The sequence below is a fragment of the Pseudarthrobacter ribosi genome (genome assembly GCF_055412865.1).
The window spans coordinates 21,847-41,317 of record NZ_JBVAYZ010000007.1 but is presented as its reverse complement, the minus strand read 5'-3'; the positions used below and the strand labels follow the sequence as shown (position 1 = coordinate 41,317).

Annotated in this window: 17 protein-coding genes; 3 read left to right on the top strand and 14 right to left on the bottom strand. The window is 68.6% G+C overall.

All coding sequences use genetic code 11. The annotated features are described in order from the left end of the window. Nucleotides 1-62: 62 nt before the first annotated feature. Together ACZYZ5_RS09225 and tdh are read right to left on the bottom strand one after the other, a co-directional pair. Entirely contained in the window at nt 63-1,271 is a 1,209-nt protein-coding gene (locus ACZYZ5_RS09225; protein ID WP_463901169.1) for a glycine C-acetyltransferase, read from the bottom strand. 49 nt (nt 1,272-1,320) lie between these two features. Further along, nucleotides 1,321-2,367: an L-threonine 3-dehydrogenase gene (gene tdh, locus ACZYZ5_RS09220; protein WP_463901167.1), complete on the bottom strand. Its 1,047-nt coding sequence runs from the start codon at nt 2,365-2,367 to the stop codon at nt 1,321-1,323. A 160-nt stretch (nt 2,368-2,527) separates the two neighbouring features. Between tdh and ACZYZ5_RS09215 the strand changes: the two genes are divergently transcribed. Continuing rightward, on the top strand, nt 2,528-3,442 hold the full coding sequence (locus ACZYZ5_RS09215; RefSeq protein ID WP_463901166.1) for a LysR family transcriptional regulator: 915 nt from the start codon (nt 2,528-2,530) through the stop codon (nt 3,440-3,442). Here ACZYZ5_RS09215 and ACZYZ5_RS09210 read toward each other — a convergent pair. From ACZYZ5_RS09210 to ACZYZ5_RS09190, 5 genes are all read right to left on the bottom strand, one after another. Continuing rightward, nucleotides 3,439-3,861, bottom strand: a complete 423-nt coding sequence (locus ACZYZ5_RS09210; RefSeq protein ID WP_463901164.1) for a hypothetical protein — start codon at nt 3,859-3,861, stop codon at nt 3,439-3,441. The two genes, ACZYZ5_RS09215 and ACZYZ5_RS09210, sit on opposite strands and share 4 nt — an antisense overlap. Before the next feature lie 388 nt (nt 3,862-4,249). Then, nucleotides 4,250-5,755, bottom strand: a complete 1,506-nt coding sequence (gene gatB / locus ACZYZ5_RS09205; protein ID WP_463901163.1) for an Asp-tRNA(Asn)/Glu-tRNA(Gln) amidotransferase subunit GatB — start codon at nt 5,753-5,755, stop codon at nt 4,250-4,252. Then, nucleotides 5,755-7,320, bottom strand: a complete 1,566-nt coding sequence (gene gatA, locus ACZYZ5_RS09200; RefSeq protein WP_463901161.1) for an Asp-tRNA(Asn)/Glu-tRNA(Gln) amidotransferase subunit GatA — start codon at nt 7,318-7,320, stop codon at nt 5,755-5,757. The genes gatB and gatA overlap by 1 nt, the downstream gene beginning before the upstream one ends. Before the next feature lie 4 nt (nt 7,321-7,324). After that, nucleotides 7,325-7,621, bottom strand: coding sequence for an Asp-tRNA(Asn)/Glu-tRNA(Gln) amidotransferase subunit GatC (gatC, locus tag ACZYZ5_RS09195; RefSeq protein ID WP_463901159.1), 297 nt, complete (start codon nt 7,619-7,621; stop codon nt 7,325-7,327). 164 nt (nt 7,622-7,785) lie between these two features. Beyond that, the gene (locus ACZYZ5_RS09190) at nt 7,786-9,240 is read right to left on the bottom strand and encodes a CitMHS family transporter (RefSeq protein ID WP_463901473.1); all 1,455 of its coding nucleotides are present in this window, start codon (nt 9,238-9,240) and stop codon (nt 7,786-7,788) included. 159 nt (nt 9,241-9,399) lie between these two features. On the opposite strand from ACZYZ5_RS09190, the gene ACZYZ5_RS09185 reads away from it, so the two are divergent. Then, nucleotides 9,400-11,166 (top strand): sensor histidine kinase, encoded by a 1,767-nt coding sequence (locus ACZYZ5_RS09185; protein WP_463901157.1) that lies wholly within the window; start codon nt 9,400-9,402, stop codon nt 11,164-11,166. Beyond that, nucleotides 11,159-11,830, top strand: coding sequence for a response regulator (locus tag ACZYZ5_RS09180; RefSeq protein ID WP_463901155.1), 672 nt, complete (start codon nt 11,159-11,161; stop codon nt 11,828-11,830). The genes ACZYZ5_RS09185 and ACZYZ5_RS09180 overlap by 8 nt, the downstream gene beginning before the upstream one ends. A 25-nt stretch (nt 11,831-11,855) precedes the next feature. Here ACZYZ5_RS09180 and ACZYZ5_RS09175 read toward each other — a convergent pair whose 3' ends face one another. From ACZYZ5_RS09175 to ACZYZ5_RS09145, 7 genes are all read right to left on the bottom strand, one after another. Further along, the gene (locus ACZYZ5_RS09175) at nt 11,856-12,239 is read right to left on the bottom strand and encodes a RidA family protein (RefSeq protein ID WP_463901153.1); all 384 of its coding nucleotides are present in this window, start codon (nt 12,237-12,239) and stop codon (nt 11,856-11,858) included. Nucleotides 12,240-12,487: 248 nt separating this feature from the next. Next, nucleotides 12,488-13,009 (bottom strand): hypothetical protein, encoded by a 522-nt coding sequence (locus ACZYZ5_RS09170; protein ID WP_463901151.1) that lies wholly within the window; start codon nt 13,007-13,009, stop codon nt 12,488-12,490. Nucleotides 13,010-13,105: 96 nt separating this feature from the next. Then, entirely contained in the window at nt 13,106-13,609 is a 504-nt protein-coding gene (locus tag ACZYZ5_RS09165) for a GNAT family N-acetyltransferase (protein WP_463901149.1), read from the bottom strand. Between the two features lie 114 nt (nt 13,610-13,723). Further along, nucleotides 13,724-14,563 (bottom strand): inositol monophosphatase family protein, encoded by an 840-nt coding sequence (locus ACZYZ5_RS09160; protein ID WP_463901148.1) that lies wholly within the window; start codon nt 14,561-14,563, stop codon nt 13,724-13,726. Then, the gene (gene ligA / locus ACZYZ5_RS09155) at nt 14,560-16,884 is read right to left on the bottom strand and encodes an NAD-dependent DNA ligase LigA (protein WP_463901146.1); all 2,325 of its coding nucleotides are present in this window, start codon (nt 16,882-16,884) and stop codon (nt 14,560-14,562) included. Before ligA ends, ACZYZ5_RS09160 begins: the two co-directional genes overlap by 4 nt. Nucleotides 16,885-17,102: 218 nt before the next feature. Further along, the gene (locus tag ACZYZ5_RS09150; RefSeq protein WP_463901144.1) at nt 17,103-18,485 is read right to left on the bottom strand and encodes a vanadium-dependent haloperoxidase; all 1,383 of its coding nucleotides are present in this window, start codon (nt 18,483-18,485) and stop codon (nt 17,103-17,105) included. Nucleotides 18,486-18,727: 242 nt separating this feature from the next. Continuing rightward, nucleotides 18,728-19,339 carry a superoxide dismutase family protein gene (locus ACZYZ5_RS09145; protein WP_463901143.1) on the bottom strand — a complete coding sequence of 204 codons (612 nt, stop codon included), beginning with the start codon at nt 19,337-19,339 and terminating at the stop codon, nt 18,728-18,730. Between the last annotated feature and the right edge of the window lie 132 nt (nt 19,340-19,471).

Below are 19,471 nucleotides of genomic sequence, written 5' to 3'. Positions count from 1 at the left end.
GGAACGGTTGCGGCGCCGCTTGTGGCGCCGCAACCCCGTCTGCTGTGCCGGTGAAGCCCCGCTCAGCCGGCGACGGCGGCGCGGCTGCGCACGAAGGCCTGCACGCAGGCTTCCACGTCCTCGGCGCTGTGCGCGGCGGAGAGCTGGACGCGGATCCGGGCCGCGCCCTTGGGGACTACGGGGTAGCTAAACGCGGTGACGAAGACGCCGTTGTGCAGCATGGCGTCGGCCACTTTGGCGGCCATCACGGCGTCGCCGAACATGACCGGGACAATGGCGTGCTCGCCGGGAAGCAGCTCGAACCCCTCCTCGGACATCCGGCTCCGGAACAGCGCAGCGTTGGCGAACAGCTTGCTGCGCAGTTCGCCGGAGCTCTCCACGAGGTCCAGGGCCTTGAGCGTCGCCGCAACGATGGCCGGGGCCAGCGAGTTGGAGAACAGGTAGGGGCGGGCCTTCTGGCGGAGCATCGCAACGACTTCGCTGCGGCCCGAGACGTAGCCGCCGGACGCACCGCCCAGGGCCTTGCCGAAGGTGCCGGTGTAGATGTCCACACGGTCCGGGACGCCGGCGTGCTCCGGGGTGCCGGCACCGCTGGCGCCCATAAACCCCACGGCGTGGGAGTCGTCCACCATGACCATGGCGTCGTATTTGTCGGCGAGGTCGCAGATCGCCTCGAGCGGGGCGAGGAAGCCGTCCATCGAGAAGACGCCGTCGGTGACGATGATCTTGCGGCGGGCCGGGTTCTCCTGGGTGGTGGCCTCGATCAGCTTCGATTCGAGGTCCGCCATGTCCTGGTTGGCGTAGCGGAAGCGCTGGGCCTTGCAGAGCCGGATGCCGTCGATGATCGAGGCGTGGTTCAGCGCGTCGGAGATGACGGCGTCTTCCGGGCCGAAGAGCGATTCGAACACGCCGCCGTTGGCGTCGAAGCAGCTGGAGAACAGGATGGTGTCCTCGGTGCCGAGGAACTTGGAGACACGCTCCTCGAGGGCCAGGTGCAGGTCCTGGGTGCCGCAGATGAACCGCACGCTGGCCATGCCGAAGCCGCGGTCGTCCATCGCGGCCTTGGCGGCGGCGATGATTTCCGGGTGGTCCGCGAGGCCCAGGTAGTTGTTGGCGCAGAAGTTCAGCACGTCCGCGCTGGACTCGCCGATCTGCCCGGCTTTGATGTGGTTGGCCTGCGGCGAGTCAATGTGCCGCTCGGTTTTGAACAGGCCGGCGCTGCGGATCTCGTCCAGTTCGTGCTGTAACTGGTCCTTGATGGCTGAATACATGGGTTGTGCTCCTCAGCTGGTGGGGTCGGTGGGCCGAATCGGGGGCGGGTTAGAAGCAGGTCCAGTCGAGGACCACTTTGCCGCCCACGCCGGCGCGGGCGATCTCGAAGCCCTTTTCCCAGTCGGTGGCGGGAAGGGTGTCCGTCACGACGGCGGAGATGTTGGCGTGCAGTACCGGGTTGGAGGAGAGCATGGCACTCATCGCGTACCAGGTCTCGAACATTTCGCGGCCGTAGATGCCCTTCATGGTCAGCATATGTGTGACGACTTTGCCCCAGTCGATGTCGATCGACTGGCTGGGCAGTCCCAGCATCGCGATCCGGCCGCCGTGGTTCATGTTGTCGATCATCTCAGGCAGCGCCGTGGGGTGTCCCGACATTTCCATTCCGATGTCGAATCCCTCGCGCATGCCCAGTTCGCGCTGAGCGTCCCTGACGCGCATCTTCGAGACGTCGATCGCGAGGTCGACGCCGAGCCTGCGGGCCAGTTCCAGCCGCGGGGCGGACACGTCGGTGATCGCGATCTTGCGGGCCCCGGCATGGCGGGCGACGGCGATCGCCATCAGCCCGATGGGCCCGGCGCCGGTGATCAGCACGTCCTCGCCGACGAGGGGGAAGCTGAGCGCGGTGTGGACGGCGTTGCCGAAGGGGTCGAAAATGGCGCCGAGTTCCGGCGTCACGGAGGGGTCCTGGTGGACCCACACGTTGGTTTCGGGGATCACGACGTACTCGGCGAAGGCGCCGTCGCGCTGGACGCCGACGCTGACGGTGTTGATGCACATCTGCCGTCGGCCGGCGCGGCAGTTGCGGCAGATGCCGCAGACGATGTGGCCCTCGCCGGAGACGCGGTCGCCGGCCTTGACGTCCAGGACGTCCTCGCCGGTCTCGACGACCTCGCCGTAGAACTCGTGGCCGGCGATCAGGGGGGCGTTGATGATGCCCTGCGCCCACGCGTCCCAGGACTGAATGTGCAGGTCGGTGCCGCAGATGCCGGTGGTCATGACACGGATTTTGACGTCGCCGGGTCCCGTTTCCGGTTCGGGACGGTCCACGAGCTCGAACCCTGCGTGGGCGCCGGCCTTGTAGAGAGCTTTCATGGGCCTTCCTGTCTGTGCCTTCGGCAGGCACGGGTAGATCCGCTGCCAGGGGCAGCTCGTGCGGGTCAACTCACCCCATTAGAGCCGCTGCAAAGCGTTAGCACAACCGGATTTTTCTCAATCGACGATTTAGCTTTTACTTGCGCATAGACTGGGCGGCATGGAAATCCACCAGCTGGAGATGCTCCGTGAACTCGGCGCCCTCGGCAGCGTCAAGGCCGTTGCCGAATCCCTGCTCGTGACGCCCTCGGCGGTGTCCCAGCAGCTGGCCGCCCTGCAGAAATCCGTGGATGTGCCGCTGACCCGCAAGGAGGGCCGGAACCTGGTCCTGACCGAGGCCGGGCAGGTGCTCGCGGACGCCGGGGCCGCCGTCGTCAGCGCCATGGCGGACGCGCGGACGGCGATCGGCGCGTACCACGGCTCGCCGGTGGCGCCGGTGACACTGAGCGGGTTCCACAGCGCGGGCCAGGCCTTGTTCGCCCCGCTCGCCCGGCTGCTGGCCGGGCCGGGGCAGCCGCGGATCCTGCTCTCCGACGAGGACGTCGCCCAGCAGGACTTCCCCGCGCTGACCGCCCGGTATGACCTGGTCCTCGCGCACCGGATGGACCACAGCCCGCGCTGGCCCGGGGAGCGGGTGGCGGTGATACCGCTTGCGCACGAGCCGCTGGATGTCGCGCTGCCGGCCGGGCATCGCCTGGCCGGCCAAAATGCGGTGACGGCGGACGACGTCGTCGGGGAACCCTGGGTGACCAGCCGCACCGGCTACTCCCCCGCGGACGTGCTCTCCGCCGTCGCGGCCGTCTCCAGCCGGGAACTGAACATCGTGCACCGGATCAACGACTACTCCACGGTGGCGGCACTGGTGGCGACCGGGGGCGTGGTCGGACTGCTGCCGCGGTACACGGCGCGGCCGGTGCTGAACCCGGGCATTGTGCTCCGGCCGCTCGAGGGCATCAGCACCCGGCGCCGGATCGACATCCTGGCCCGCCCGGAGAACCTTAAACGCCGGTCGGTCATGATGGTCTGCGAGGCACTGCAGACCATCATGACCGAGCTGGTCACTGACCGGCCCTAGGGGGCCTGCCCCGCGGCCTTGTCCTTCCAGTGCCCGTTTCCGAGGTGCTTGCCCAGTCCGTTGCCCAGTCCCTTGCCCACTCCGTTGCCCGGCCCCTGAACGCCCGGGGCTCCGGCAACAATGTGCCCGGCAGTGATGCCGGACCCGTCCTTGACGCCTGTGATCCGCACCTGTTCCCCGGTCCTGAGGTCCGCTGCGGTGGCGGCGGCGGGCTTGAGCCGCTTGCCCGCGCTGTCTCTCGGTATGGTGCCGTCAGCGGCAGGAGGGGGCAGTTTCGTGATTTTTGTTCCGGCGTTGATGGCGTAGGTCTGGCTGAAGCCGTCCTCGCTCTTGACGGTGATCGACGCACTGCCAACGGCCTCGATGGTGCCCTGCTGCGTCAGCCGGGTCTCAAATCCGCCGTCGCCCTTCTTGACCACGCTTTCGCCATGCAGTGGGACGGCATGGCCTTTCTTCCGGGCCTGCCCTTCTGCGGGCGCATTACCGGGTGGCTGGGCCGCCCAAGTCGTGGGGAAGGTTAGCGGGGTCACGGACTGTGCGGTGCCGGCCCAGACCGCAGCCGCCCCGGCACCGCTGAGGGCGATGACGATTCCGCCCGCCAATACAACACTTCGCCATCCGGTGCGCTGTGGAGCCACCATTGGTTCGCCCTTCCCCCCTGTGCCCGGCCTGTCACCGGAACCTTGGGCCCCAGCATATGGCCGGAGCGGCTGGCTGAACATGGCCCCCGTTAACCCGGCAAGCTCGCAGGTGTTGCCGTTCTGACACGACAACAACTGCGAGCTTGATGGGTGGGGCTTGGCGGACCTAGCCTTCGACGCCGAGGCGCTCCAGGATCAGCTCCTTGACGCGGCCGGCGTCGGCCTGGCCGCGGGTGGCCTTCATGACGGCGCCGACGATTGCGCCGATCGCCTGGAGCTTGCCGCCGCGGATCTTGTCCGCGACGCCGGGCTGCGCGGCGAGGGCCGCGTCGATGGCTTCGAGCAGGGGCCCGTCGTCGGAGACCACGGCGAGGCCGCGCTTCGCCACGATCTCCGCCGGGGTGCCTTCGCCGGCGAGCACGCCGTCGAGGACCTCAGTGGCCATCTTGTTGTTGATCTTGCCGTCCTCGACCATCGTGTTCAGTTCCACGATGGTGACCGGTGCGACGCCGAGCTGGCCGGGGTCGACGTCGGCGATCTTGGCGCGTCCGACGATTTCGCCCATCCACCACTTGCGGGCCACCGTGGCGGTGGCGCCGGCGGCGATGGTTTCCTCGATCTCGTCCATCACACCGGCGTTGACGACGTCGCGGAATTCCAGGTCGGAGTAGCCCCAGTCGGCCTGCAGCCGTTTCCGGCGGGCGGCCGGCGGCTCGGGCAGCGTGGCCCGGAGTTCCTCGACCCACTCGCGGGAAGCGACGATCGGGACCAGGTCCGGTTCCGGGAAGTAGCGGTAGTCGTCGGCGTCGGACTTGGGCCGGCCCGAGGTCGTGGAGCGGGTGTCCTCGTGCCAGTGGCGGGTCTCCTGGATGACCGGCTCGCCGGAGTCCAGGACGGCGGCGTGCCGCCGGATCTCGTAGTGGACGGCGTGTTCCACAGCGCGCAGCGAGTTGACGTTCTTCGTCTCGGAGCGGATGCCGAAGCGTTCGCGGCCGTGCGGGCGGAGCGAGACGTTGGCGTCGCAGCGGACGTTGCCGCGTTCCATCTTGGCGTCCGAGACGCCGAGGTTCTTGACGATCTCGCGGACCGCGGCGACGTAGGCCTTGGCGAGTTCGGGTGCACGGCTGCCGGCGCCCTCGATCGGCTTGGTCACGATCTCGACGAGCGGCACACCGGAGCGGTTGTAGTCCACGAGGGAGTAGTCCGCGCCTTGGATGCGGCCGGTGGCGCCGCCCATGTGGGTCAGCTTCCCGGCATCCTCCTCCATGTGCGCGCGCTCGATTTCGACGCGGAACACGGTGCCGTCGGAGAGCTCGATGTCCAGGTAGCCGTCGTACGCGATGGGCTCGTCGTACTGGGAGGTCTGGAAGTTCTTCGGGGTGTCCGGGTAGAAGTAGTTCTTCCGGGCGAAGCGGCACCTCTCGGCGATGGTGCAGTTGAGCGCCAGGCCGATCTTGATCGAGGACTCGATCGCGGTCCTGTTCACCACCGGCAGCACGCCGGGCATGCCCAGGTCCACCTCGTTGACGTTGGTGTTGGGCTCGTCGCCGAACACGTTCGGGGCGGAGGAGAACATCTTCGTCTTGGTGTTGAGCTCCACGTGGACCTCGAAGCCCAGGACGGGATCGTACTTCTCCATCGCCTCTTCGAAGCTGAGGGTTGCGTCAGACATTAGTGGGAACCTCCGTGGCTCGCGACGGTGTCATTGAGGGCAGGGGCCGTCAGGGAAGGGGCCTGGTCCAGCAGCGGGCCGCCCCACTGGGCCTCAAGCAGGGATTCCAGCACCGCACCGACGCGGTACAGCCGGGCGTCCTGGCGGGCCGGGGCCAGCAACTGGACGCCGACCGGCAGCCCGTCCTCGTCGGCCAGGCCGCCGGGCAGCGAGAGCCCGGGGACGCCGGCCATGTTGGCGGGGATGGTGGCGACGTCGTTGAGGTACATCGCCAGCGGGTCGTTGAGCTTCTCGCCGAGCTTGAACGCGGTGGTCGGCGCCGTCGGGGATATCAGGACATCGGCCTTGGCGAACGCAGCGTCGAAGTCGCGCTGGATCAGCGTGCGCACCTTCTGGGCCGAGCCGTAGTAGGCGTCGTAGTAGCCGGCGCTCAGGGCGTAGGTGCCCAGGATGATGCGGCGCTTGACCTCGTCGCCGAAGCCGGCCGCGCGGGTGGCGGCCATGACGCGTTCAATCGTCATCGGGCCGTCTTCGGGCAGCACGCGCAGGCCGTACCGGACGCCGTCGAACTTGGCCAGGTTGGAGGAGGCCTCCGAGGGCATGATCAGGTAGTAGGCACCCAGGGCGTACTTGAAGTTGGGGCAGGACACCTCCACGATTTCGGCGCCGGCGCCCTTGAGCAGCTCGAGGGATTCGTTGAAGCGGTTCTCGACGCCGGTCTGGTAGCCCTCGCCGTGGAGTTCCTTGATGATGCCGATCTTCATGCCGTGCACGTTGCCGATCGACGCGGCGGCGACGAGGTCCTCCAGCGGGTCCGGCAGCGAGGTGGAGTCGTGCGGATCGTGCCCGCCGATGACCTGGTGCAGCAGGGCGGAGTCCAGCACCGTGCGCGAGACCGGGCCGATCTGGTCCAGCGAGGAGGCCATCGCGATCGCGCCGTAGCGGGACACGCCGCCGTAGGTGGGCTTCACGCCGACGGTGCCGGTGACGGCGCCGGGCTGACGGATCGAGCCGCCGGTGTCGGTGCCGAGGGCCAGCGGGGCCTCGAAGGCCGCGACGGCGGCCGCGGACCCGCCGCCGGAGCCGCCGGGGATCCGGTCCAGGTCCCAGGGGTTGTGGGTGGGGCCGTACGCGGAGTGCTCGGTGGAGGAGCCCATCGCGAATTCGTCCAGGTTGGTCTTGCCCAGGATCGGCATTTTCGCGGCGCGCAGCCGCTTGACCACGGTGGCGTCGTAGGGGCTGTGCCAGCCTTCCAGGATTTTCGAGCCGGCCGTGGTGGGCTGGCCGACGGTGACGATCAGGTCCTTGACCGCGATCGGCACCCCGGCGAGGGCGTGCAGCTCCTGTGCAGCGGCACCGCCGGCGGCGCGGATCGCGTCGACCTCGGCGGCGACGGCGAGCGCCTCGTCCGTGTTGACGTGCAGGAAGGCGTGGACCTTGCCGTCGACGGCGGCGATGCGGTCCAGGTGCGCCTGGGTGACCTCGACGGCGGAGACTTCGCGGGCGGCCAGCTTGCCGGCGAGCGTCGCGGCGGAGGAGCGGATCAGTGCGTTGTTCTCAGTCATGTTCTTAGCCCTCATCCAGGATTGCCGGGACCTTGAAACGGCCTTCGTACGCATCGGGGGCGCCGGAGAGTGCCTCCTCGGCCGTGAAAGTGTGGCCCACAACGTCCTCGCGGAACACGTTCGTCAGCGGGATCGGGTGGGACGTGGCCGGGACGTCATCACCGGCGGCTTCACTGACGGATTTCACTGAATCGACGATGACGGCGAGTTCGCCGGCCATCCTGTCGAGCTCTTCAGCACTCATCTCGATGTGCGCGAGACGCGCGAGATGCGCGACGTCGTCGCGGTTGATCGCAGCCATGGATCTCCCCTGCAAGTTCGGATTATTTTCCGTCCCAGTCTACGTGGGTTCGCCTGCTGTTACTTCCCGGCGGACCCCCTGCGGCAAGGGTGTTAACGCCGAAGTGACAGTTCGCGCCGATGTTTTGAGCAAACACCGGCGCGAACTGTCACCTCGTGGGTTTGTTAGCCGATGCCGATGGCTCCGGTGAGGACACCGACGGCGAGCATGACCAGGGAGATGACGGCGGTGCGCCAGAGGACCTTCTTGTGGTGGTCGCCCAGGTCCACCTTGGCGAGCGACACGAGGAGCAGGATCGCGGGGACCAGCGGGCTCTGCAGGTGGAACGGCTGGCCGGTGATCGAGGCCCGGGCCATGTCCGCGGCACTGACGCCGTAGTGGGCCGCGGTCTCGCTAAGGACCGGCAGGACGCCGAAGTAGAAGGCGTCGTTGCTCATGAAGAACGTCATCGGGATGCTCAGCACGCCGGTGATGATGGCCATGAACGGGCCCATGTCGGCGGGGATGATCGCCACGAGCCATTCGGACATCGCCTTGACCATGCCGGTGCCGTTCAGGACGCCGGTGAGGACCGCGGCGGCCATGACCATGCTGACGACGGCGACGATCGAGGGCGCGTGGGCGATCAGCTGGGCGCTCTGTTCCTTGACATTCGGGAAGTTGACCAGCAGGGCGATGGCGGAACCCACCATAAAGACGTACGGGAGCGGAACAATGTTGGCAACGAGCGTCACCATGACTGCCACCGTCAGGCCGAGGTTGAACCAGAACAGCTTGGGACGCAGGGTGGCGCGGTTGGGGTCCAGTGCGGTGTCCGCCATGGCGGAATCGCGGTCGTCCACGAGGTCCTCGGTGCGTTCCAGGACGGCGACCGAGGAACCGCCGGCGGCGGGGACTCCCCCGGCCGGGGCGGAGCCCGTGCGGCCGAACCCGAAGCGGCCGGTGCGGCTGCCGCCGGTGCCGCCGTCGAATCCGGCGCCGTCGGCCCAGATCTCCGGGGCGGTGGCGCGGAGCCGGTTGCGCTCCTGCAGGCCCAGGAGCCAGGCGAAGACGAACACGACCACGAGCCCGGCGATCAGCGAGGGGATCATCGGGACGAAGACATCGTTGACGTCGAGCTTCAGCGCGGTTGCGGCACGGGCGGTGGGGCCGCCCCAGGGCAGGATGTTCATGGTGCCGTTGGCGAGGCCCGCCACGCAGGTCAGGACCACCGGGCTCATCTTGAGGCGCAGATAGACCGGCAGCATGGCCGCGGTGGTGAGGATGAAGGTGGTGGAGCCGTCGCCGTCGAGAGACACTGCCGCTGCGAGGATGGCCGTGCCAAGGACCACCTTTGCGGGGTCGTTGCCGAGCTTGCGCAGGATGAACCGGACCAGCGGGTCGAAGAGCCCGACGTCGATCATCAGGCCGAAGTAGATGATGGCGAACATCAGCAGGGCGGCCGTGGACGTCATCGACTTCATCGAGTCCATGACCATAGGGCCTATGCCGAGGCCTGCGCCGGCGAAGAGTCCGAAGACGGTGGGGACGATGATGAGCGCCAGCACTGGTGTCAGTTTCTTCGTCATGATGAGCACCATGAATACCGCGATCATGGCGAATCCTAGTAATACCAGCACGGCCGGCTCCTTCTTCATTGAATCGCACCACCCCGGTGTGATGCGTACTACAGACGTTAGAGTGGCGCGCGTCACGGCTGGGTCTTTGCCTCATTTGATTGGCATACTGCTTATTGGACGCATTTTGCGCATTGTGCTCACACCCGAAGGAGGACCGCCGTGCCACGCTTACCCGGCCCGAGTTTGACCGGCCGGCGTTTGACCGGCCGGACTCCCCTGCGGTTCTCCACCCAAACCCTCCTGCTGCAGTTGGGCGTCGTGGCGCTTGTGGTCCTCCTCAGCGCTGCCGTCCATGCTTGGCTGACCTACGAGCGGCTGGGCCGGGAGTCCGAGAACCAGGCCCTGACGCTGGCCCGGACTGTGGCCTCGGACCCCGAGGTGCGCGCGGAAGTGCAGCAGATCAGCGCGCTGCCCGGCACTCCCCCGCCGGCCGAGCTGCTGACCGGTCCCCTGATGGCCGCCGCCGAGGGGGCGCGCACCCGCACCGGGGCCCTGTTTGTCGTCATCACCGATGAGACCGGCCTGCGGCTTGCCCACCCCGACGCCGAGCGGCTGGGCGAACGGGTCAGCACGGATCCGTCCGAGGCACTGGCCGGCAAGGAGGTCACCACCCGGAACACCGGGACGCTGGGACCGTCTGCCGGCGCCAAGGTTCCCGTGTTCGCCCCGGGCTCGGAGGCGGTGATCGGCGAGGTCAGCGTGGGCTACTCCACGGAATCCATCAGCCAGAGCCTGTCCCGGGACATTGTCCCGATCGCCCTGACCGCCGCCGGCGCCCTGGTGGTGGGCGTGCTCGCCTCCTTCCTGCTCCGGCGCCGGCTCCAGCGGCTGACCCTGGGCCTGGAACCGGAGGAAATCAGCACCCTCGTCCACGACCAGGTCGCGGTCCTGCAGGGGGTCGACGACGGCGTGATCGGCGTCGCGGCGGACGGCCGGATCAGCGTGTTCAACTCCGCGGCCCAGCGCCTGCTGGGCCAGCCCGATCTCACCGGAACGCCGTGGGCCGACGCCCCCGTGCCGGCCCAGCTGCCCGCCCTGACCCGGGCCGACGCCGCGGAAGGCGACGCGGTGGAACTGGTTGCCGGCGGGCGCGTGCTGGTGGCGAGCGCCCGCAAGGCGCTGCACGGCCGCGAGGACCTGGGCTGGGTGGTCATGCTGCGGGACCGGACCGAGCTCCAGCAGCTGACCCGCCAGCTGGACGCCGTCGGCACCATGTCCACCGCGCTGCGGGCCCAGCGGCACGAGTTCGCCAACCAGCTCCACACCATCGCTGGCTTCATGAGCATCGGCCAGCACCAGCAGGCCCGCGACTACCTGGCCCGACTGGCCGCCACCGGGCCGCTGAAGTTCCCCGTGGACCAGGCCGAGCTGCTCCAGGACCCGTACCTGCAGGCCTTCCTCGGCGCCAAGGGCGTGGAAGCGGACGAACGCGGCGTGACCCTGCGGCTCGGCCCGGAAACCCTCGTCCGGGGCCAGGTCACCGAGCCGCAGGAAGTCACCACGGTCCTGGGCAACCTGATCGACAACGCCGTAAATGCCGCCGTCGCGGGCTCCGCGGCGGAGCGCTGGGTCGAGGTAGAGGTGCTCGACGAGCAAGGCACCGGGGCCGGCGGCGGGACGCTGCTGATCGTCGTCGGGGATTCCGGCGACGGACTGCCTGCCGCCGAGGCGGGCGGTGCGGACGCGGTGTTCGCGGAAGGATTCACGACGTCGGAGCGCCCGGCCCGGGCGGGGGCAGGCCAGGGACTTGGCCTCGCGCTGGCCCGGCAGCTGGCGCGCCGCCGCGGCGGGGACGTGAAGGTGCTGGACCCCGGCTCCGCCGGCGGACCCGGCGCGGTGTTCATGGCGACCCTTCCGGGGACGACGGCGCCCAATGCGACAGCGCTCAATGAGACGGCGCCCAACGAAAGGGACAACGATGTCTGAGGATTTCCGGGTGCTGATAGTGGACGACGATTTCCACGTCGCCAAGCTGCATGCGGCCTATGTGGACTCGGTGGCGGGGTTCCTGGCCCTGCCCCCGGCCGGATCGGCGTCGCTGGCGCTGCAGGCCATCCACAGCCTGCGCCCCGACCTCGTGCTGCTGGACGTGTTTCTGCCGGACGCGTCGGGGCTGGACCTGCTGCACCAGCTGGATGTGGACACGATGATCCTGAGCGCCGCCTCGGACACCGCCTCGCTCCGGCTCGCGTTCCGGCGCGGGGCGCTGGGCTATCTGCTCAAGCCGTTTACGGCCGAGTCGCTGTCCCAGCAGCTGCGCTCCTATGCGCGCTACCGGCGGATCCTGGCCCAGCCGGGGAATGTCACGCAGGACACGGTGGAACGGGCCAAGCGCGCGCTGATCCCCGGGGACGTCATTCCCTCGGCCAAGCCCCGGTCCGCCACCGAGGCCGCCGTGCTGGAGTCGCTGGAGCCGGGCGAGCAGTACTCGGCGGCCGAGGTGGCCACCCGCGTGGGCGTCTCCCGGGCAACCGCGCAGCGGTACCTCTCAGCGCTGGCCGACGACGGCGCCGTCGACATCCAGCTGCGCTACGGCACCACCGGCCGGCCCGAGCACCGCTACGGGTTGCCGCCCTCAGCAGGCGCCTGACCCGGCGCCCCGAAGCAACGCGGGGTCAGCTGGTGCTTTTCTGGGCGACGAGTTCGATTTCGACCAGCATCGTGGGGTCCAGGAACGGCAGCACGTGGACCAGGGCCAGGCTGGGGCGGATCTCGCCGAAGACTTCACCGTGGGCGCGTCCGGCTTCCTCCCACTGGCTGATGTCCGTCAGGTACAGCTTGGACTGCACCACATCGGCGAAGCCGAAGCCGGCGTCGGCCAGGACGGTACCGAGCTTGTCCAGGATTGAGCGGGTCTGGGTGTAGAAGTCCCCGCCGACCACGCCGTCCTCGCCGCTGGCGGCGGTGGCGGAGATGTAGAGGGTGTTGTCCACCTGGACCGCCCGGGAGTAGCCGACCTTCTGTTCCCAGACGGAACCGGTGCCGAAGGTCTTGCGCATGGAGGTGCCTTTCGCAGTGTGCCGTGGAGTCGGCACCACTTTAGGGCGGCGGGCGGCGCTGCCGGTAACCCGGCGCAAGTGTGTCGGCCGGGTGGGGTTCCTGCCGGGCTGCACCCCGCTGCCGAGGCTTTCGGCACTCCGGGGGCACATTGGCGCGGACACGCCGTCATCTAAAGCGCCGGCGTCGAACATTGTGCCCAAAGTGCCCCCGGACGGAGACTGCAGGTCGCAGAATGAGCTTTTGACGGTCAGGTGCTGATGTCCCGGTGCTTGCGGAAGGCGTTGCTGCGGGCGTGCTCGTGGACGCGGCTGAGGGCCTCGATCTGGGACCGGGCGTCGTCTCCGAATTTCCTGAAGGTCACCGGGTCGAGTCCGAGCTCGGGTGCCAGCTCTTCCAGGGTCTGCCAGCCGCCGAGCTTTCCCAGGATCGCGGCGCGCATCAGCTCGGCCTCCAGCACCATGGTCAGCGGGGACCGGCGCACGATCCGCCCGTTCAGCTTGAGCCGGCCGGCGTGCTCGGCCAGCCAGGCGGCGGCCTGCCGGTGCGGGCGCCGCCGCAGGCCCAGGTCCTGGATCAGGCCGGAGAGCACGTCGCGTTCCCGGGTGATTTCCGCGCTGACCCGGGACAGCTCGGCGGACACCGGAGTGTCGGCGAAGGCCTCGGCCATGCGCTGGATCCGGGAGAGGCCGGCGGTGGCGCCGGTCAGGTGGTCCGAGAGGTACAGACCGAGGAGCTTCTCGTCGATTGAGCCGGGGATGTGCGGTGCCATGGATCCTCCAGGGTGAGCGTTGCGATTGTCCCAAACCCTACCCCACCGAAAGCGGCGGCCCTCCGGCTCTTTCCGTCCCGGCAGCCGTCCGGCGGCTTACAGCTCCTGGCGGTAGACCAGCAGCCTGATGTCGGTGTCCGGCACGATCCAGTCACGCTCCGGCGCCCGCTGGAAGCCGGTCTTCTGGTAGAGCCCGTGGGCGCTTTCCCAGGTCAGGCCCGTGGTCAGTGCCACGGCGTTGATTCCGGGCAGCGACCGGGCATGGTCCAGGATGGCGTGGACCATGGCTTTGCCGGCACCGCTGCGCTGCACGGCAGGGTCCACCACGAGCATCCGGAATTCCAGCTCGTCGGCCTCGGCGATGTCCGCGTAGGGTTCGCCGGCGACGGCGAGGGTCACGGAGCCGACGATGCTTCCCTCGCGTTGCGCCACCCAAATGGTGGCCTTCGCGGCCCGCCGGGCCACGTCCTGGACCTGCCGCATGTACGGGTGGTCGGCGCTCGCAAAGTAGCCTGCGGCCAGATAGGCGTCCCGGGTGATGCGCGCGATGGCGTCGTAGTCGGCCGGAACTGCGGGGCGGATGAGGATCTGAGGATGCACCTGTCCATGGTACGGGCGGGCTCCCGCGCCGGGTCACGGAACACCCGTTTCCGTGACTGAACTATCAGAACGGCGCTGCCCGCAGGTTCAGAGGCGCTGCCCGCGGGGTCAGGGTCAGAGCGGGAACTTGCCGGAGAGTTCCAGCGTCCCGGCGCAGGTCCAGGCCGCGAGGCGCTCGTCGTCGGAGGGCCCGCCGTCCAGCGGGCTGGTCAGCCGCGGTCGGCGCACCCAGCAGCCGGCTTCCTCGGCGATCAGGGCGCCGGCGGCGAAGTCGTGTTCGTTCAGGCCCCGTTCACCGTAGGCGTCGTGGGTGCCGTCCGCCACGAGGCAGAGGTCCAAGGCGGCGGACCCGAGCCGGCGGACGTCGGCGAAGCCGTCCATGATGCTGCCCAGCCCGGCCGCCTGTTCGGCCCGCACGTCCGGGTCGTAGCTGAAACCGGTGGCCAGGATCTGCCCGGCGCGGCCCGCGACCGGTCCGAACAGCTGCGTCAGCCGGCCATCCTCCTCGAGCCAGGCGCCCTGCCCGCGGAGCGCGTAGTACCGCCGGCCCAGGGCCGGGGCGTTCACGACGCCGGCCAGCCAGACGCCGTCGGGGTCCGCCACGGCCACGGAGGTGCCGTAGTAGACGATGTTGCGGATGAAGTTAGTGGTCCCGTCGAGCGGGTCGATCGACCAGCGGTAGCCGCTGGGCGACGCCGGAAGGACGGTGCCGCCCTCCTCGCCGGTGATCGTGTCGAACGGCCTCGCCGCGGTGATGACGTCCCGGACGGCGGTTTCCGCGGCGAGGTCGAAGGCGGTCACCCAGTCCCCGGAGTCGCCCTTGTTGTTGACGTCCAGCTGGGCCGCGTTCCGGCCGGCCAGCACCGCAGCCCCGGCCGCTGCCGCCTGCTGTGCGAGTTCCAGCAACGCGGCCGGCAGGAAATCGGCGGACCGGTCGGCGGAGCCGCCGCTCACTCGGCCACGACTTCCTGGTGGTCCTCTTCGGCGTCCTCAACAGCGCCGTCGCCGGCGTCGTCGTCCGCGGCGGCGCCCGGTTCCGCGGGACTTCCCGCCGAAGGACCGGCGGTACCGTCCGCCGGACCGTCCGCCGGGCCGTCCGCCGGGCCGTTGGCCAGCAGCGCGCGGAAGCCGTCTTCGTCCAGGACCGGCACGCCGAGCTGTTCGGCCTTGTCCAGCTTGGTGCCCGCGTTCTCGCCGGCCACAACGTAGTCCGTCTTCTTCGAGACTGAGCCGGATGCCTTGCCGCCGCGGATCAGGATGGCTTCCTTCGCCTCGTCCCGGCTGTAGCTCTCCAGGCTGCCGGTCACCACGATTGTCAGTCCCTCCAGGGTCCGGGGCATGGATTCGTCGCGGTCGTCCTTCATCCGGACGCCGTCGGCCGCCCAGGTGTCGACGATCTCGCGGTGCCAGTCCTCGGTGAACCATTCGGTCAGGGCCGCCGCGATCACCGGCCCGACGCCGTCGACGTGAGCGAGCTCCTCCTCGGAGGCCTGCCGGATGTTGTCCATGCTGCCGAAGGCCGTCGCGAGGGCGCGGGAGGCCCTCGGGCCGACGTGCCTGATGGACAGCGCCACGAGGACCCGCCAGAGCGGCTGGGTCTTGGCCTTCTCCAGCTCGCGGAACAGCTTCTCCGTGGTGGCCGTGGGTTTGGACGGGGCCTTGGCGGTGCCCTTGCTGAAGAAGTACGGCACCAGCTCGAACTCGCCGGTGGCCACGCCCTTGGAGCGCTTCTCCCGCCGGATGCGGACGTCGGCGAGGTCCGCGGGGGTCAGCCGGAACAGGTTCGCCTCGGTGGTCAGCGGCGGGGTCTCGGGCTCCTCCGGCTGGGTCAGGGCGATGGCGGCTTCCCAGCCGAGGGCCTCGATGTCGAAGGCGCCGCGACCGGCGAGGTGGAACACGCGTTCGCGCAGCTGCGCCGGGCAGGAGCGGGCGTTGGGGCAGCGGATGTCCACGTCCCCCTCCTTGGCCGGCGCCAGGGGGGTGCCGCAGGCGGGGCATTCGGTGGGCATCACAAAGTCCCGGACCGGCGGATCCTGCTGCTCCCGCAGGGCCAGGACCGGCCCGACGATCTCCGGGATGACGTCCCCGGCCTTGCGCAGCACCACGATGTCGCCGATTTTGACGCCCTTGGCCTTGACGACCTCCTGGTTGTGCAGGGTGGCCATTTCCACGGTGGAGCCGGCCACCTTGACGGGCTCCATCACGCCGTACGGGGTGACGCGGCCGGTGCGGCCGACATTGACCGCGATGTCCAGCAGCTTGGTGTTCACTTCCTCGGGCGGATACTTGTACGCCACGGCCCAGCGCGGAACCCGGGAGGTGTAGCCGAGCGCGCGCTGGGTGGCGAAGTCGTCGACCTTGACCACGATGCCGTCGATTTCGTGGGTGAGGCTGTGGCGCTTGTCGCCGTAGCGGGTGATGAATGCCAGCACGTCCGTCAGCCCGGGCAGGACTTCGAAGTACGGGCTGGTGGGCAGACCCCACTCGGCGAGCCGACGGTAGGTCTCCGATTGGCTGGCCGTGGCGAGTCCTTCGCGGGCGCCGATGCCGTGCACGTACATCCGGAGCGGGCGCTTGGCGGTTTCCGCGGGGTCCTTTTGGCGCAGCGAGCCGGCGGCGGCGTTGCGGGGGTTGGCCAGCGGCGCCTTGCCGGCCTCGATTAGCGCCTCGTTGAATTCGGCGAAGGCCTGGGACGGGATAAAGACCTCGCCCCGGACCTCCATCTCTGCGGGGAAGCCCTCGCCGCGGAGCTGCTGCGGGATCTCCTTGATGGTGAGGACGTTGTGGGTGATGTCCTCCCCCGTGGTGCCGTCGCCGCGGGTGGCGGCCCGGATCAGCACGCCGTCGCGGTAGAGCAGGTTGACGGCGAGTCCGTCGATTTTGAGTTCGGTGAGCCAGGCTGGGGTCCCGTTGCCGAGCCTGGCGATGTTCGCCTCCGCTTTGGCGATCCACGCCTCCAGCTCCTCAAGGGAGAAGACGTCCTCCAGGCTGTACATCCGCTGCAGGTGTTCGACGGCGGTAAAGGCGGCGGACACCTCGCCGCCCACTTCTTGGGTCGGGGAATCGTTGGCCACGAGTTCCGGGTGTATGGCTTCGATCGTTTCCAGCCGCCGGTAGAGCTCGTCGAACTCGGCGTCCGAAATGATCGGCGCGTCCTCCTGGTAGTACGCGAAGCGGTGCTTGCGGACCTCCTCGACGAGGACCTCGTACTCTTCGCGCACGGCCTCGGAGGGGGTGTGCGTGTCGGCTTCTGCTGCAGTGTTCCCTGTGCTCACAGACCTATCCTGCCCTAGATCGCCGACATTGTCCGGTCAGGAGCGGGCACCACTGCAACCCGCAGCGGCCGCTGCGGCACCCGAGTCAACGGGTGCTGCAACGGCCACCGGGCGGGGGCCTTTACTCGTTCATCGCGATGAAGCGCCCGACCACGCCACCGGCGGGCAGCTTCTCGATCGCGCCGGGGATCTCCGCCACCACCCACTGGTCGCAGGACTCAGCGACGGTCATGGCGCGCCGGCTGGAAGTAGTGATCGCTGAGCCACAACGCCACCTCGTTGCCGAGCTCGGCGCCCTGCACGTCGGCGGTGCGGAAGTGGATGCCGCCCCAGACGCGAGCATCAATGATCTCCTGTATCGCCGCTGAGAATCCGTCGAAGTGCCGTGGCTTGCCGGGGAAGCGACCGGAGTTCACGTCGAAGGTGACCTCGTCCGTGCCGAAGAACTCCTGCGCCGCGTAGAGAGTGGCGCCGCTGACGCAGCCGTGACCGGATGGGTGGTCCGGGAACGGCGGTGTGCCGAGCGGCGGGACGGTCGCTGTCGATGGATCGAAGAGCGGTTTCCATGTGGGATCGGCTGCAGTCTCCGGATTGCCGTCGGTGTCGGCTTCGCGGATCGCCGCCATCGGACGCCAGAAGTTCCAGTAGTACTTGTCGTTCCAGCAAGCGACCGCGCCATCAGCGGCGGCGAGGTTGGTCATCGCGAACAGCCGAGCCGCGTCGGCCACGTCGAGTCCGTGCTCCACGGCGAGGCTGCGGAACACGCCGTTCCAGATTGCCACCGGCGTGGCTTGCCAGAAGATGGCAGAAGTGGTCTGGTCGTCGGTTCGAGTGGTACTCGTGAGCGCACCGATCTCCTTGACCTCGTTGAAGTCCGCTGCGTACTCGGCACTCCTCAGCGGGTTGGGTCCCTCCGAGCGGAATTGGTCGGGACTCTCGATGATGAACGGTTTGAGATTGGCCACCCAGGCGTCCGGATCGAGCGCATCGGGCGTGACGGGCCGCCAATCGCCGGGATCGGGTCCGATGTCGAACTCGAACGGGGTCATGAACCCGTCGTCGGTGCGCGCGAGGATCATCGCCGCCGCGGCGGCCTCACCGGAGGCGACGCCTTCGTCCTTGTTCGGGCCGTCGGTGACGCCCGCGAGCGTACCTTCGTACGCGGCGTCGAGGCCAGCTACTTGGTCCGACGGGACCAGCGTGACGAGCACGTGGTGTGCGGCGGTCGAGATCGCCGCATCAAGCGATGCCTCCGGCCCGACGCCGTCGACGTCGAGCAGATAGGGCTGGTACCCGCGGTCGATGGCGTTCACTGCGTCGTACACCGCGCCTTGAACCATCGCCATGCCGCGGAGCTGGCCGTGAGCCGTGGGGCGCAGTGGGATGACGTGGTCTTGGGCGATGGTGTTCCATTCGATCAGGACGTCCGTGTCCGCCGGCGCCGCGTTCCGAGCGTTCGAGGTGCCGGCGCTCGACACCGCCGGCACAACGAGTGCGGCGGTCAGGGCCGGGATCAACCAGAGCGTCCACCGTCGCCGCGCACCGTTCCTCGAAGTCCGCGATGTTCGCCCGTGATGATCGTAAGCGTTGCTGTTCGTCATGTCGCCGGTCCTCCAGTCGTCACGGAGCCATGTTCAAGCGAACCCGACGGAACCGACATCTCATGGGTGCCCGACACCGGCGGCACGCGACCGCCCGAGGTCAGCGATGCGCCGTCGGAGGGTTAAGTCCAAGGGTGATCCTCTGCCAGCGCGTTGTCCAGTGGAACCGGGTCCGGCAGCCTGGGAGGTCTCGGGCCAGGCCTGGGCCACCGCCTATGACACTGCGGCAAGTTGCTGTCGCGTCACTGTGTCGGGGTGAAGTCCACATCAATGCAAGCCAGGCGGGTGCCGGCGGTTCCCGCCTTGCCGGCTTCGGTCATGGTGTGAGTCTCATGAATGATGATGGACTGTGCTTCGCCGCCTCGGGCCTTCCAAGCAACGCTGGATTCCACGGACGCGTTGCCTTCGGCGTCCGTGAGGAAATCCAGCCAGATTTCGTTGTCGGCATTCGCGTACGCGGGATCCACGGAGGGTGTCACCGGATCAATCCGGTCCTGGTAATGCGGTCCCGCGGCGGCTCCGTCGACCCCGCACGGCTTCACATGGGCGTGGGCACCATAGTGGCGATTCGGCATCAGAGCGTGGACCATCAGTTTCGTTTCGGTCCCCTCGCCCCGGACTGACACGGTGGCCTCGGCCTTGCCTCCGATGGGGACGAGGTCGGGGTTGTACGTGGTTGCAACATTGCCTTCGGCCCAGGCTGTGAAGTTGCCTTCCGCTTTGGATGCCTGCGTTGCTTCGGCCGGCGAGGCAGACGTGGACGGCGTGCTTGCCGGAGAGGTTCCCGAACATGCGACAAGGAAAGCGCCCAGGGCTGTCAGACCGATAGCTGCACGGGCATGCTGCTGTTTCATTTTGTGTTCCTCCAGTTCTGCTGGGTGAAGCGGCTGTGTGAGGATGCACCGCGTAGGCGGGGTTGCCTTTTGTGAACGGATAGATGCAGCTGCTGCCGCCGTTGAATCACCTAAGCACGCGGCAGCATGACG